The sequence below is a fragment of the Alistipes sp. genome (assembly GCF_020026455.1).
Taxonomy (GTDB): domain Bacteria; phylum Bacteroidota; class Bacteroidia; order Bacteroidales; family Rikenellaceae; genus Alistipes.
Window position 1 is genome coordinate 37,134 of record NZ_JAHHQJ010000004.1, and the last position, 13,469, is coordinate 50,602.

A 13,469-nucleotide genomic window follows, 5' to 3' on the forward strand; every position below is an offset into this window, starting at 1 on the left:
TAAAACGGCCGGAATGTACCATTCGGCTATTTTTTATATCTTTGTGTGTCAGCCCCATGTCCGAACGGGATACCGGCAAAAACAAATCATTCGACAAAATAACTTTTTCGTAACATTCTGAAATCACAACTCATTATACGCTTACAAAATCACGTCTATTTACCAATTTTACTTATATGCGTTCACTACCCAACTTCTGCATCCTGCTTTTGGCGGCAGGACTACTGATCGCCCCAGCATCAATGGCGGCCTCGAAATCCAAAAAGAAAAAAGCAAAAACCGAAGAGGTCAACAAGTACAAAGTCGACAAGTACACCAAAATGTTCGTCAACGACAAATCGTGCCTCTCCGCCAAAGGCCCCTTTCTGACGCTCCACAAGCTCAAGGGAAAACTCTACGTGGAGGTGCCCCTCAAGACAATCGGACGTGAAATGCTGATCGCATCCACGATCTCAGAAGCCAGTGACACTAACCTCGGGACCATCGGCTACAAGCCCACAAACCCCATTCACGTCAAGTTCACACGCATCGACACGACGCTCTACCTCTCGCAGGCCGTCGTGCCGCCCGTTCACGACCCGAACGACCCTCACCTGTCCAAGGCCATCGGCCGGAGCACGCTCCCGCCGATTATCCACGCCTACCCACTGGTCTGCTACAACCGCGACAGTTCGGCAATGGTGATCGAAATGACCAAATTCTTCTCGGGAGACAACGAACTGATCGCCCCGATCAAAAGTTCCAAGGGCGGCATGGTGAACATCACAGGCAAGTTCAAGTCCGAGGGTTCGGTGATCGACCAGATCAAGTCCTTCGAGGACAATGTTACCGTCAAATCGTACCTCTCTTACTCAGTGACGGCCGACCTGCTGGGGCTGGTGGTCCTCAAGAAGGACGAACCGATGACTGTGAAAGTAACGCGCACAATCCTGCTGCTGCCCGAAGAGGCTATGCAACCCCGTCTGGCAGACTCGCGCATCGGCATCTTCCAGACCAACATGACGCGCATCAACGGCAAGAAGGACAAGATTGAGGATTTCTCAGTCATCAACCGCTGGGACATCCGGCCCAAAGACTTCGAGGCCTGGAAACGCGGTGAACTCGTAGAACCGGTCAAGCCGATCGTTTTCTACCTCGACAATGCCTTCCCCCAGTTGTGGCGCGAACCGATCCGCCGCGGCGTACTGCGCTGGAACAAGGCATTCGAAAAGATCGGATTCAAAAACGTCATGCACATCAAGGACTTCCCGAAAGACGACCCCGAATTCGACCCCGACAACTTGAAATACTCCTGCATTCGCTACGTCCCGGCAGCCGTAGCCAACGCCATGGGCCCCTCGTGGGTCGACCCTCGATCGGGTGAGATCATCAACGCGTCGGTGCTGATGTATAACGACGTGGTGAAGCTAGCCGCAACTTGGCGTTTCGTGCAGACTGCACAGATCGACGAGCGCGTGCGCAGCAAGGAGCTGCCCGACGACGTATTTCAGGAATCGCTGGAGTACATCCTTGCCCACGAGGTGGGACACTGTCTCGGTCTGATGCACAACATGGCCGCATCAAACGCCTTCCCCGTGGATTCGCTCCGCAGTGCATCGTTCACGCAGCAGTACGGAACAACCCCCTCAATCATGGACTACGCACGCTTCAACTACGTGGCACAGCCGGGAGACAAGGGCGTGAAACTCACCCCTCCGGACCTCGGACCCTATGACGCCTACGTCATCAAATACGCCTACACCCCGCTGCCCGACAAGAAGGACATGTTCGACGAGGAGAAGACCCTCCGCGGATGGATCGACGAGAAGGTCGGCGACCTGATCTACCGTTACGGCCGTCAGCAGCTGATCGCACGCTACGACCCTTCTGCCATCGAGGAGGATCTCGGCGACGACCACATCAAGGCCGGCGACTACGGCATCTGCAACCTCAAATACATCCTAGCGCACATGGAGGAGTGGATCCCCGACGAGGAGGATCCCGATCTGAAAATTCGCACGGAGTTCTACGCGGCTGCGGCCGAACAGTTCGCTCGCTACGTAAACGCCGTGATGCTCAACATAGGCGGCATCTACCTCACAGACGTGAACAGCAACACGGCGGGCGGAGCACAGGCCGTTCCCGTCCCGAAGGAGCTGCAACGCGCATCGCTGAAATGGGTACTCGCACAGATGAAGGATTCGGCTTGGCTCGAACAGTCCGCGCTGACCGAAAAGCTGCCGCTACACGTGGATCTATCGTCCATCCTGCGCTTCAACTTCTGCCGCTCGTTCTTCTCCTACTATAAAAACGTCATGCTCTCGTCGCACATCGCCGACGATCCCTACACGCCGCAGAAATATATGAACGACCTCTACGACATCGTCTTCGAAAACACGATCAAGGGTCGCCCTGCGTCGCCGTCAGAACGGCTCATCCAGCGGATGTTCGTCGATGCGGCCGCAGGTATTGCTTCCAACGAGGCCAAGCGCATGAAGTTGGGCGGCATCGCGGAGGCCTATGCCCCCTCGGTGGACGAGATCGCTCTGATGGGGCTCGACCCGAGCGGCACCGTAGAGTGTTACCTCGGGCTGCTGCGCCAGGTCGAAGAGGAGCACGGAAAGGGATACATCGCCTCGCTGCTCTGGAACAGCGAAGCCCTGTCGTCGGGATACGGCTGGCAGCACAACGTGCAATTGCGATCGATCGACGAGTCGCGCGCGCTGTTCGTCAACGTCAGCGACCGGATTCTGAAGCTGCTGCGCTCCCGCGTGAACAACGCAACAGGAGAGACCCGCGCCCACTACCAGGGTATGATCTACGTCCTCGAGCGCAGTCTGTTCCCGTCACAGAAGAACTAAAACCCAAGCAGACCGGCCTAACGGCCGGTCTGCCTAAGACCCAAATACATGCAAAGAATTCGACAACTTTTTAGCTGTGTGCTGCAGCTGTCGCTGGTTGCGAGCTTGTTCTACGCCACAACCGCAACGGCTCAAGTGCAGGTGCAGGAAAAAACGATCAACTTGAATGCGAGGCTTACCGTCGCTCTGACAGAGCAGCCAGCGACCGGGGTATTCAACGAAATCACCAAGAAAACGGGGATCAAATTCGCCTACGATCCCGAAGACATCCGTCGGCTCCCGGCCGTAAGCGGCGAATTCGAAAAAAGCACCGTACACGAACTGCTCGACAAGTGCATCGCCGGATCGACGTTCAAATATGCCATTGAGGATAACGTCGTGCTGGTATACGACACAACACCCAAAACGCGCAGGTTCACCGTAAATGGAACCGTGCGCGACGTCGGAAAGACGATACTCCCAGGAGCATCGGTCATCCTGAAAGATGGCTCGGGGCAGGGCGCATCAACCGACGAAAAGGGACAGTTCTCCTTCACCTTCACGACCAAGACCAGCCCTGCAGTCCTCGAAGTCGGGTTTCTGGGCATGGAGACCCGGCGAGTGATTATCACCGGATCGGCAAAGGGACTCACCATCGTCCTTAAGGAGGGCGGCACGCGCATTGAAGATGTAGTGGTCAACGGCATGTTTACCCGCAACAAGAACACCTACACGGGTTCGGTGACCTCGATCAAGGGCGAAAACCTCACGGCCATATCAAACACCAACCTAATGACGGCCCTAAGCGCCGTGACACCGGGGATGGTGGTCGTACAAAACAACGCCATCGGCTCGAACCCCAATGCCATTCCCGAAATCCTGATTCGCGGTTCAAACTCCATAGCCACCTCGGCCGAGGAAAAGGCCTACAACAACCCGCTGATCATCCTCGACGGCGCCGAAATCAGCATGGAAGAGTTGTACGACCTCGACATGTACGAAATCGAGCGCATCGACGTCCTGAAGGACGCACAGGCTTCGATCGTCTACGGAGACCGCGCGGCCAACGGCGTAATCGTCATCGAACGACAGCAGGTAACCGACAGCAAACCCCGCCTTAGCTACAACTTCGTGCCTGAGTTGAGCATCCCGGATCTGAGTTCGATGAACCTCTGCAATGCAGCGCAGAAACTGGAACTGGAACGTCTAGCCGGGCTCTACGAATCGGATAACGGGGCGATGGACAAGGCGTACGCCTACAAATTACAGAACGTCCGCCGGGGTGTCAACACCAACTGGATACGCGCCCCGCTACGCGTACCGTTCAACCACACCCACTCGCTATCGCTGAGCGGCCGTGCCCAGAAGATCGATTACCGTGCGTCCCTGCGCTTCAGCGACAAGTACGGCGTCATGAAGGGCGACAACCGTCGTAATTACACGCTCAACTTCTCAATAGGATACCACATGCGCGACAAGCTCACACTCCGTTACACGGCCAACTACACGCTGACCGACGCAACGGATTCGCCTTACGGCAAATTTAGCGCCTACACAAGACTCAACCCCTATGAGGCGCCCTATGACGAGTACGGCGAGCCGATCAAGGCGTTCTATTTCAATCCCGAGGACCCCTCGACAACAAGCGAAGGCTACCAGCCCAATCCGCTCTACAATGCCACGCTGTCGAGTTTCAGCACCTCGCGCAACCAAAGTCTCCGCAACACGGTCGACGCTAAATGGTATGTGACCAAGGATTTCTACGTCTCGGGCCAGTTCAACATCGACGTCAAGAGCAGCCAGTCGGACAGATACGTTTCGCCCGACGACGCGCAGTTCCTCGGCGAAAACGACCCAGCCAAACGAGGTCTCTACGGACTGGGGACAGGCAAGGCGTTCAACTACGACGGCAAAATCGTACTCAACTACGGCCGCAGCATCGGACAGAAAGGCTCGGGATTCGTGATCAATGCCGGAAGCGACATCCAGCACACCAATGCCATGACCTCCTACATCACGGCAATAGGTTTTCTGAAAGATAACCTCTCGGACATCAAATACGCCTTGGGATACGACTCCTCAAACCTCCCGAGCGGAACCGAAACTCTGTTGGCAAAGGTCGGATTCTTCGCCAGCGGCAACATCTACTTCCGAAACCGATACTTCGCAGACGTTTCATACCGCACGTCGGGATCGTCGGCCTATGGCAAGGAGAACCGGTTCGCCCCAATGTGGTCGTTCGGACTGGGATGGAACCTCCACAAAGAGAAGTTCCTCGAAAACGTCGAATGGATCAACGTGATCCGCCTCAAATGGTCGTGGGGATACAACGGGCAGACCACCGGAAGCCCCTATCAGGCCATCACAACCTACAAGTACGGCAACAACAACATCTACTACACCGGCGTGGGAACCGTGCCGATCCGCATGGGCAACCCCGAATTGAAGTGGCAGCGCGTACTAAAGAACAACTTCGGCATCAACCTCACTCTATTCAAGGAACGGCTGGTGATGAGTTTCGACTACTTCCGCAACACCACCAAGGACCAGCTGATGACGATTCCCCTCCCGGCATCGACCGGATCGGAGGACATCGTCGTGAACTTCGGCGAAAACCAGAACGTAGGCTACGACTTTTCGGTGGCGGGACAGGTGATCCGCAGCAAGAACTGGGAGTGGACCTCCGTCATCAACGGATCGCACGTCAAGGACCGTATCAGGCAGATCAGCGACAAGTTAAAGAACACAGCCTACCAGCTCGAAGAGGACAACCCGCTGAAACTGCGCTTCCGGGAAGGCGGCTCGCAGTATGACATCTACGCCGTGCGTTCAGCAGGCATCGACCCCGCCACGGGACAGGAAATATTCATCACCAAAAACGGCGAATACACCTTCAAGTACAACGCCGAGGACGAGGTGGTAGTGGGCAACACGCAGCCCAAGCTGCAGGGAACATGGCTCAACACGCTGCGATACAAGGGATGGTCGCTGAACTTCGTATTCAGCTATACCCTCGGAGGCGACACCTACAACAAAACGCTCTGGGAGAAGGTGGAGGACATCGATCCCCGTTACAACGTCGACGAACGCGCCTTCACGGACCGCTGGAAAAACCCGGGAGACCTATCGCGCTTCCTTGCCATCAAGGAGCGCCGTTCGACGACCCCGCACAACTCGGAGCGATTCGTGGAACGGCTCAACGAACTGTGGCTCTCGAGTGCGACGCTCTCCTATGAATTCCAGCCAAAATTCCTCAGGCGCCTCGGGTTCAAGCGTCTGGCCATCGGAATCGGCGTATCGGACATCGTACGCTTCTCGACCGTCAAGTACGAACGGGGAACGAGCTACCCCTATTGTCGCACCATCAACCTGACATTCCGTCCCACGTTCTAATATTGTAAGACCATGAAACGAATGAAAGAATACAGCTACATCCTACTGATCCTTTCACTGCTGTTCGGCGGCTGCGAGGCGTATCTCGACGTCAACCCCAAATCGGAGGTGACCGACAAGGAGCTTTTCTCGACGGCCGAAGGCTGCGAAGACGCCATATACGGCATCTATTCCGAGATGGGAACCAACAAGAATCTATTCGCCTATGCGCTCACGTTCGCCTATCCAGAACTGATGATCGGGAACTTCTCCATCAGCCAAAGCGACAACATGGCATACATCGTACAGCGTCTGTGGGAGCACGAAAACGCCATCACAGTGGCCGAAAACCTCTGGATCAACGGATACAAGGCCATCGGATATGTCAACAAGGCACTGATGCACATCCTACCCAAAGCAGACGACGAATTCCGCCACATCAAGCTCTACAAAGGCGAACTGCTGGCACTGCGCGCCTTCCTCCATTTCGAAATGGCCCGCATCTTCGCCGTACCGTTCGCATCGGGAAACGCCGCGGCCAAAGCCAAGGCAATCCCCTATGTGACCACATACGGCATCGACGTCACCCCGTACAGTTCGCTGGACAAGGTCTTCGAACAGATCATCGCAGATCTGACTGAGGCGGAAAAATACCTCGCAGCGGATGAAGAACTGTTGACGGCGACACGCAACAACGCCTCCGACGGATTCACAAGCTGCCGCATCACCCACCTGAATCTCTACGCGGTACAGGCGCTGCTGGCCCGCGCCTACTGGACGATGGGCAAACTGGATCTGGCTGAGAGTTATGCCAGAAAGGTGATCGACAGCGGCAAATTCCCCCTGATGACGACAGCCGAAGCTTGGAACGCCATGGAGACCGGCACGCTCAACATGCAGGAGACCATCTTCGGACTCTACTCAACACAATACACCTACAACTTCTATCGGAACCACGTCTACCAGGGCGGGAACCTTACACTGTCAAGTCAGTATTCCGAGATCTTCACCTCCGACCAGTCCGGAGTGGACAAGCGTTACTCAGCCTGGTTCGACACGGGAAATTCGTGGTGCATCAAGCACTACAACAAGATGTACGCCCAGGGAGAGAGCACCCCCACGTACAGCGGGAAATCGATCCCTGGACCAAGCCTGATCCGCATTCCCGAAATGTACTACATCGTGGCCGAAGCCAACCTCACAAAGGATCCGGGCAAGGCGACGGAATACCTCGACCAGGTGGTGAAATCGCGCGACCTGACGCCTTTCGCCGAGCGTGGAACGGGCAAAATCACCGAAAACAATATCATCAACGAACGCCGGAAGGAGTTTTTCGCCGACGGCGAGGATTTCTTCAACATGAAGCGCCTGCAACTGGACATCGCAATCCCGGGAGGCAATTTCGCCGGAACCGACGACACAACCTACACGATGCCCGTTCCGCAGAGCGTGGAGGACAATTACAGACAATAAGGCAAGACTTATGAAAAACATCATTTTCAAAATAGTACTGCTGTGCGGAATCATTGCGGCATTCGCCTCCTGTTCCGACACGTGGCTGATGTACAACACGTCACAGAAGGACAAACTCTATTTCAAATATGAGAACGACCCGAGCCTAGACCAATATCTCTCGACCGACTTTTCGTTCGCCCTGCTCGACGAATCGGTGAAAGAGGTCAAGAAAACCGTAACAGTGACCTTGCTGGGAATGCCGGTAGACCGTGACCGAACATTCGAGGTGAGAGCCATTCACGACACCACCTCGAATTACACCACGGGCGGCACCCGGCGCGAGCTGATTGACGCCGTAGAAAACGAAGACTACACGATTGACAGGATCATCGTCCCGGCAGGATCCGTGAAGGGGCAGATCGACGTAACACTAAAGCGCACGGAGAAGATCTTGACAAAAACCGCATCGCTCGTGCTCCAGATCGCCCGGAACGAGGAGTTCGAAGGAGTACCGCGGAATGTCTACCGGTTTCTGCTCTCGGACGGAACCGCAGCCTGCCCCTACTGGTGGTACTACTCCGCCACCCAACAGTGGTATCAGTATACGGGCGAATTCCGACAGGACAAATACCGAAAACTGCTGGAATTCTACCACGGAATCGAGGAAATCAACCCGACGCTTTATGCGTCGATGGTCGAACAGTATGGCGAGAACATCGACAACGATTACTACACGGGGCTCAATGGACAGAAGCTGCGCATGGGCATGGGATTCATGGTCAACCGGCAGAATCCCCACAAGATGGCCTGGTTGCGCTACGTGCTATGCCCGCTATTCGACTACTATTCGTCCAATTTCCCCGACCGGGAGTATTACACGACCGGAAGCGTCAACGTAACGACTGGTGGTTGGAGAGACCCGGCAAACAACTATTAACCGAAAGTATCATGAAACAACTTGTGAAATATCTGTTACCGCTCTGCTGCGGAATCGCCTTGGCGTCCTGCTACGGACTCGACAAGGAGGAGTATCGGGAACTGGCTCCGATCACGGTGAGCGGACTGGAGCGGACCATTTATGCCAAGGCCACCGAAACGCTCCACCTCAACAAACTCCGCGTGGAGAACGCAAGCGGGCAGAAACTCGTCTACGAATGGTCGTACGGAAAACCGGCGGGCGACTTCCCCAACATGGTCGACACAACGTTCATATCCAGTTCACCGACGCTCGACTACGCATTCGCCAAGGCCGGCAGCTACGTGCTGCGCCTGCGGATCGACAACGGCGAAAGCATCGGATTCTATTACTACGACCTGCGCGTGCAGGCCGGATTCGACGAAGGATTCCTGATCCTCTGCAACAATGACAAGGGGGTCGGATCGCTCGCCTTTGTCAAGAAACGATCTCCGCAGGAGGAGGCTGAAGAGGCCAGGGAGGTATGGGACAATCTGCTGACAGTTAATCCGGAATATGAGTTCCGCAGTCTGCGCGACGTCTACGTATTCTCCTCGCCAGGGCATGCTTCGGGAATTCTGATCTCCTCGGGCGATGACGAAGGTTCGATCTACCGACTCGATCCCGTAACGCTGAACGTGACCTATCGCATGAAAGGAATGGACGAATACGGGGTCCGCACCGGAGAGATTCTGGGCGAAAGAACATCGGGAACGGCTCATTGGGCCTATCTGATCGGCGACGACGAGAAAGCCTACCGCTATGAATTCTCGACCGACATGCTCATCGTGCGGGAAACGCCATTCCCTGCACGATATGGCCGGCAGGGACTCTTCGCCTCGGAAACCGCCGGAGTGCGCGACATCCTCATGTTCTCCGAAGCCGGAATCACCGGATTCCCCAATTCGAAAATCGCAGGATATGCCGCTCCCGACGGGTATGAATTCATCAACATAGCGGCAGGACGCATCGGTGCGGGACAATACGACGCGTCAAAATACTACTGCATCGCCCGAACGATCGAGGGGAGGTTGAAATCCGTCAAAATAATCAGCACCAGTTCATCGCTTTCGAACCCGACGGAAATCAAGAGCTACAACGAGGTACAGCCGATGCTGATGAATGCGAAGTCCAGAATTGTCACAACGAAGCTCAACGGAAACGCCTACTACGATTACGGCAACAAGATCTATCATTGGGCGATGACAAGCGTCGATCCGGTCATCCCCTCCGAAGGGGCCAAGCCCGACATCACGCTGCCCGACGGCGAACAGATCATGGACATCTGCACGAACGCCGTACCTTCAACCTCCTCCGCGGTAGTCGACGACGATCTGCTGCTGATCGCCACCTGCAACCCGACGGCAACCGACCGCAAACCCGGCAGCCTCTATGTCTACAGTCTGAAGACAATGAAGAAGGTGAAGGAGTATGTCGGCATCTGCGAAAAACCCGTGGCTGTAGCCTACAAGTTCCCCACTTCGAACTGACGGTCCCGGCGGACGAGACGGGAGGCATCCGGCTTTCCCCCGCGGGGGGGCTCGTTTTTCGGGAGCGGCCGGGGGGGGCTTGGGCTTGGCATATTCAGGAAGCAGAGGAGGAGGCCCGCTTGGGCTTGGCGGATTCAGGAAGCGGAGAATGAGGGGGCACGCTTACGCTTGGCAGAAAAGAAAAAACAGCCTATCTTTGTATGCCGGCCCCACAAGACAGATTGCAGCGGCTCCCGGACAGGATAACGATCAAAAAAAAAGTCACACCAGTAGGAAAAATTACGTTTTATGTTTTTAGAAAATGCCAGCCGCAAGGGCTGGATCGAAGTCGTATGCGGTTCGATGTTCTCGGGGAAGACCGAGGAGCTGATCCGCCGCCTGAAACGAGCCAAATTCGCCCACCAGCGGGTCGAGATTTTCAAACCCCGGATCGACGTGCGCTACTCCGAGGAGGAGGTCGTGTCGCACGACGCGAACGCCATACGCTCCACCCCCGTCGAGTCGCCGCAGAACATTCTGCTGATGACGGCCGATGTCGACGTGGTGGGCATTGACGAGGCGCAGTTCTTCGACGAAAGCATCGTCGACGTGTGCCGCCGGCTGGCCAACAACGGCGTGCGCGTGATCGTCGCGGGGCTGGACATGGACTACACCGGGAAGCCGTTCGGACCGATGCCCGCGCTGATGGCCACTGCGGAGTATGTCACCAAGGTCCACGCCATCTGCGTCCGCTGCGGCAACCTCGCCCACCATTCGCACCGTCTGACCAACGACGAAAAGCAGGTGATGCTGGGGGCACAGGACAGCTACGAACCGATCTGCCGCCATTGTTTCAACAAGTTGATGAACGGCGAAAAAGAGTAGGCCCCGACCTTCGGGAGGCTACAATGAAGAAACCGCAGTCCGGAGTTCCGGGCTGCGGTTCTGTTTGCGGAGCGGGGGAGGGCGTCCCCATCATGCGGGCCTCCGTCAGCGAGAGGCGCGCAGGGCGTCGATGAAGCCGGGCCAGAGGGCCCAGAGGTTCTCGGTCTGGAGCCACAGTTCGCGGGCCTGTGCGGCCGGCGAGGGGCGTTCGCTCTCGATGTCGTGCAGATAGGTCTCGTCGGCCGGATGTTCGTCGGCGGTAAATTCGGCGAACCAGGGAGCAAAACGCGTCCGGAAGCGCTGCAACTCCCCCTCGGGCAGGGTCCCGCCGCGGCGGTAGGCCGACCACAGCAGCAGCACCTCACGCCCCGGACGCTTGTCCGAGACGTCGTTGATCACCTCGTCGAAGAGCTCCTGCTCGTCCAGAGCCAGGTAGTCGAAAGCCAGCAGTTCGCTCCCCTCCAGATGGTCCTCGGGGTCGAGGTCGAGGAGCATTTCGAGCAGCGCCGCCGATATTTCGAAATCGTTGATCAGGAAATGATCGATGGCCGAGGCCAAGATCAGCTCGAGCGCCGCACGCGAATTGCGGTGGTTCCATTCGAGATTGACCTCCTCGTCCTCGGGAATCAGTTCCACGAGGCGCTGGAAGGCCTGGAAGCGCTCGTTGCAGGCTCCTTCGACATCGCCGGCGGCCTGCAGCTCGCGGGTCCGGGCGAGGACTTTCACAAAATTATAAGGCCCTTCGCCGACCACCTCGAAGGTCTGGTCGGGCGTAGGCTCAAGATACGCCTTTTGCATCGTTGGTTTTGGATTTGAGAATCAGGGTAAAAAGGGTTGCAAGCGTCGCGCTCCCGCCCGGCAGGCGGGCCGCCGTGCGGTTACGCATGTCCGTCATCAGCGGCGGCACAAACACGGAGCCGGAGCAGAGAGCGGTCATGCCAAGGACCGGAATCAGATCTTCACACACGGCGCACCCCCGGCGACAGGCAGCCGGCAGTTCCGATCGGAAATACCTGTTGCCCAATGCGATGGCACAGGTCATCACCCCCAAGACGAGGAAGAGGGCAAGCGTCGGGTCCGGCGTCTTGCCGGCAATCACCGGCGGTAGCGGACACACCAAAAAAGGAATCATCGCAAAACGGGTTCAGATCTGTTTCAGCGCGAATATAGCAAGAAAAGTGAGAATTTTCGCAAAATTGTTGCGAGAAAAAAATATTTTTCAGATATTTGCAGTCCCAAAGGGAACCTCGGTGTTCCCGAAAGGCTGAATTAGCTCAGCGGTAGAGCACTTCACTCGTAATGAAGGGGTCCCGAGTTCAAATCTCGGATTCAGCTCTAAAAGTCAGCAATTACGTATCTGTAAATTGCTGACTTTTTTTGTTTCTCCTGAGCGGGGAGGGGCAGGGAGGAAGAAGCGGGAAGGGGAGCGTCGGTCGATTCGGCGGCATTCCAGTCGCAACGGATTCGAAAAATCGGAGAGGGATATTGCTTTTCGGTTTGTCTTGACTATCTTTGCGGTACATACGACAACGCCCGGAAAGCGTTGCTTGTTCCGTTGAACGGACGCAGTGGCATTCGATCACAGCGGGGAGGGATAAGGCTGCCCCCTGCGCATCGCGGTCGGGTGCGGCCACAGGCGTAGGGCTGCCGCTTGGCGGCGCTACGGGATCTGCGGCGGATCCGTCCAACGACAATAAGTTTTCGGCACCCCGCTTTCCGCTTATCCGAATCCAAAAAATCAAACGTCGCGATGGTGCGAAGCGACAATTTAAACACAGCAGAACCATGAAAAAATTATTCCTCATTGCAGCCGCCATGCTTGCGGCAGTTTCGTTCTCGGCCTGCTCCGATGACGACAACAAGAAACCCGCCACGGAACCGATTGTCGGAAAGTGGCAATTGATCCATTCGGTGGGTTATCTGACCGATTCGGGAAAACGTCAGGAATACGACAAAAATTACCCGGATGGAAAAGGCGTCTATCTCGTCTATGAGTTCAAGAAAGACGGAACGGGAATCTCCTACTGGAACTCCCCGTCTGCAGACCCGGATTACAACGAGCCGTTCTCCTATTCCGTTTCGGAGAAAACATTGACGATTACATATCGCGACGACACCCCTCAGGTCTCGCATTTGGAAATCAAAAAATTGACGTCCACAGACCTTATCTTATACGAAAACAACAGCAAAGCCGAATTCGAAGACACTTCGACGTACAAAAGAATGCAATAACCGCAACAGCAGAAACAAACCTGTGCAGAAGGGTTGCTCCGTGCCCCGTTTGCACAGGTTTGTCTTTTTCACACCTTCGACGGCTTCCCCAAAACGCGCATATCCGGGCTCGCAAACGGGGCAAAGGCGACGAGCTCCGTCGGGGCGCCCCGCAAGGATCGGAAATTCCCCTTTCGCAGGCGCACAGAGCAGGGTTTTTCGTATTTCCGGGCGATCTACAGCACAGATTGCAGAGCAAGGGATTTCCAGGCAATCAGAACCGCACAGATTGCAGGGCAAGGG

General features: G+C 56.0%; 9 protein-coding genes and 1 tRNA gene. 8 read left to right on the top strand and 2 right to left on the bottom strand.

Annotated features, from left to right (window positions below):
- Positions 1-176 precede the first annotated feature (176 nt).
- The 6 genes from QZ460_RS03215 to QZ460_RS03240 all read left to right on the top strand — a co-directional run bounded on the left by QZ460_RS03215 (position 177) and on the right by QZ460_RS03240 (position 10,955).
- The gene (locus QZ460_RS03215) at positions 177-2,840 is read left to right on the top strand and encodes a zinc-dependent metalloprotease (RefSeq protein WP_290540155.1); all 2,664 of its coding nucleotides are present in this window, start codon (positions 177-179) and stop codon (positions 2,838-2,840) included.
- A gap of 48 nt (positions 2,841-2,888) precedes the next feature.
- Positions 2,889-6,212 carry a SusC/RagA family TonB-linked outer membrane protein gene (locus QZ460_RS03220; protein ID WP_290540156.1) on the top strand — a complete coding sequence of 1,108 codons (3,324 nt, stop codon included), beginning with the start codon at positions 2,889-2,891 and terminating at the stop codon, positions 6,210-6,212.
- A gap of 12 nt (positions 6,213-6,224) precedes the next feature.
- Positions 6,225-7,664 (top strand): RagB/SusD family nutrient uptake outer membrane protein, encoded by a 1,440-nt coding sequence (locus QZ460_RS03225; RefSeq protein ID WP_290540157.1) that lies wholly within the window; start codon positions 6,225-6,227, stop codon positions 7,662-7,664.
- Between the two features lie 10 nt (positions 7,665-7,674).
- Positions 7,675-8,583 carry a DUF4843 domain-containing protein gene (locus QZ460_RS03230; protein WP_290540158.1) on the top strand — a complete coding sequence of 303 codons (909 nt, stop codon included), beginning with the start codon at positions 7,675-7,677 and terminating at the stop codon, positions 8,581-8,583.
- 11 nt (positions 8,584-8,594) lie between these two features.
- Positions 8,595-10,091: a hypothetical protein gene (locus QZ460_RS03235; protein ID WP_290540159.1), complete on the top strand. Its 1,497-nt coding sequence runs from the start codon at positions 8,595-8,597 to the stop codon at positions 10,089-10,091.
- A gap of 288 nt (positions 10,092-10,379) precedes the next feature.
- Positions 10,380-10,955 (top strand): thymidine kinase, encoded by a 576-nt coding sequence (locus QZ460_RS03240; RefSeq protein ID WP_290540160.1) that lies wholly within the window; start codon positions 10,380-10,382, stop codon positions 10,953-10,955.
- 105 nt (positions 10,956-11,060) lie between these two features.
- On the opposite strand, the gene QZ460_RS03245 is transcribed toward QZ460_RS03240, so the two are convergent.
- Together QZ460_RS03245 and QZ460_RS03250 are read right to left on the bottom strand one after the other, a co-directional pair.
- On the bottom strand, positions 11,061-11,753 hold the full coding sequence (locus QZ460_RS03245) for a tetratricopeptide repeat protein (protein WP_290540161.1): 693 nt from the start codon (positions 11,751-11,753) through the stop codon (positions 11,061-11,063).
- Positions 11,734-12,087, bottom strand: coding sequence for a hypothetical protein (locus QZ460_RS03250; RefSeq protein ID WP_290540162.1), 354 nt, complete (start codon positions 12,085-12,087; stop codon positions 11,734-11,736). The genes QZ460_RS03245 and QZ460_RS03250 overlap by 20 nt, the downstream gene beginning before the upstream one ends.
- A 131-nt stretch (positions 12,088-12,218) precedes the next feature.
- On the opposite strand from QZ460_RS03250, the gene QZ460_RS03255 reads away from it, so the two are divergent.
- Both QZ460_RS03255 and QZ460_RS03260 read left to right on the top strand, forming a co-directional pair.
- Positions 12,219-12,290, top strand: a tRNA-Thr gene (locus tag QZ460_RS03255).
- Positions 12,291-12,740: 450 nt separating this feature from the next.
- On the top strand, positions 12,741-13,187 hold the full coding sequence (locus tag QZ460_RS03260) for a lipocalin family protein (protein ID WP_290540163.1): 447 nt from the start codon (positions 12,741-12,743) through the stop codon (positions 13,185-13,187).
- The last annotated feature ends 282 nt before the right edge of the window (positions 13,188-13,469 follow it).

Excerpts from the sequence above, each read along its gene's own strand:
- QZ460_RS03220 (WP_290540156.1), top strand. The coding sequence starts at position 2,889 with ATGCAAAGAATTCGACAACTTTTTAGCTGTGTGCTGCAGCTGTCGCTG.
- QZ460_RS03240 (WP_290540160.1), top strand. The coding sequence starts at position 10,380 with ATGTTTTTAGAAAATGCCAGCCGCAAGGGCTGGATCGAAGTCGTATGC.
- QZ460_RS03250 (WP_290540162.1), bottom strand. The coding sequence starts at position 12,087 with ATGATTCCTTTTTTGGTGTGTCCGCTACCGCCGGTGATTGCCGGCAAG.
- QZ460_RS03235 (WP_290540159.1), top strand. The coding sequence starts at position 8,595 with ATGAAACAACTTGTGAAATATCTGTTACCGCTCTGCTGCGGAATCGCC.
- QZ460_RS03260 (WP_290540163.1), top strand. The coding sequence starts at position 12,741 with ATGAAAAAATTATTCCTCATTGCAGCCGCCATGCTTGCGGCAGTTTCG.
- QZ460_RS03225 (WP_290540157.1), top strand. The coding sequence starts at position 6,225 with ATGAAACGAATGAAAGAATACAGCTACATCCTACTGATCCTTTCACTG.
- QZ460_RS03245 (WP_290540161.1), bottom strand. The coding sequence starts at position 11,753 with ATGCAAAAGGCGTATCTTGAGCCTACGCCCGACCAGACCTTCGAGGTG.
- QZ460_RS03230 (WP_290540158.1), top strand. The coding sequence starts at position 7,675 with ATGAAAAACATCATTTTCAAAATAGTACTGCTGTGCGGAATCATTGCG.
- QZ460_RS03215 (WP_290540155.1), top strand. The coding sequence starts at position 177 with ATGCGTTCACTACCCAACTTCTGCATCCTGCTTTTGGCGGCAGGACTA.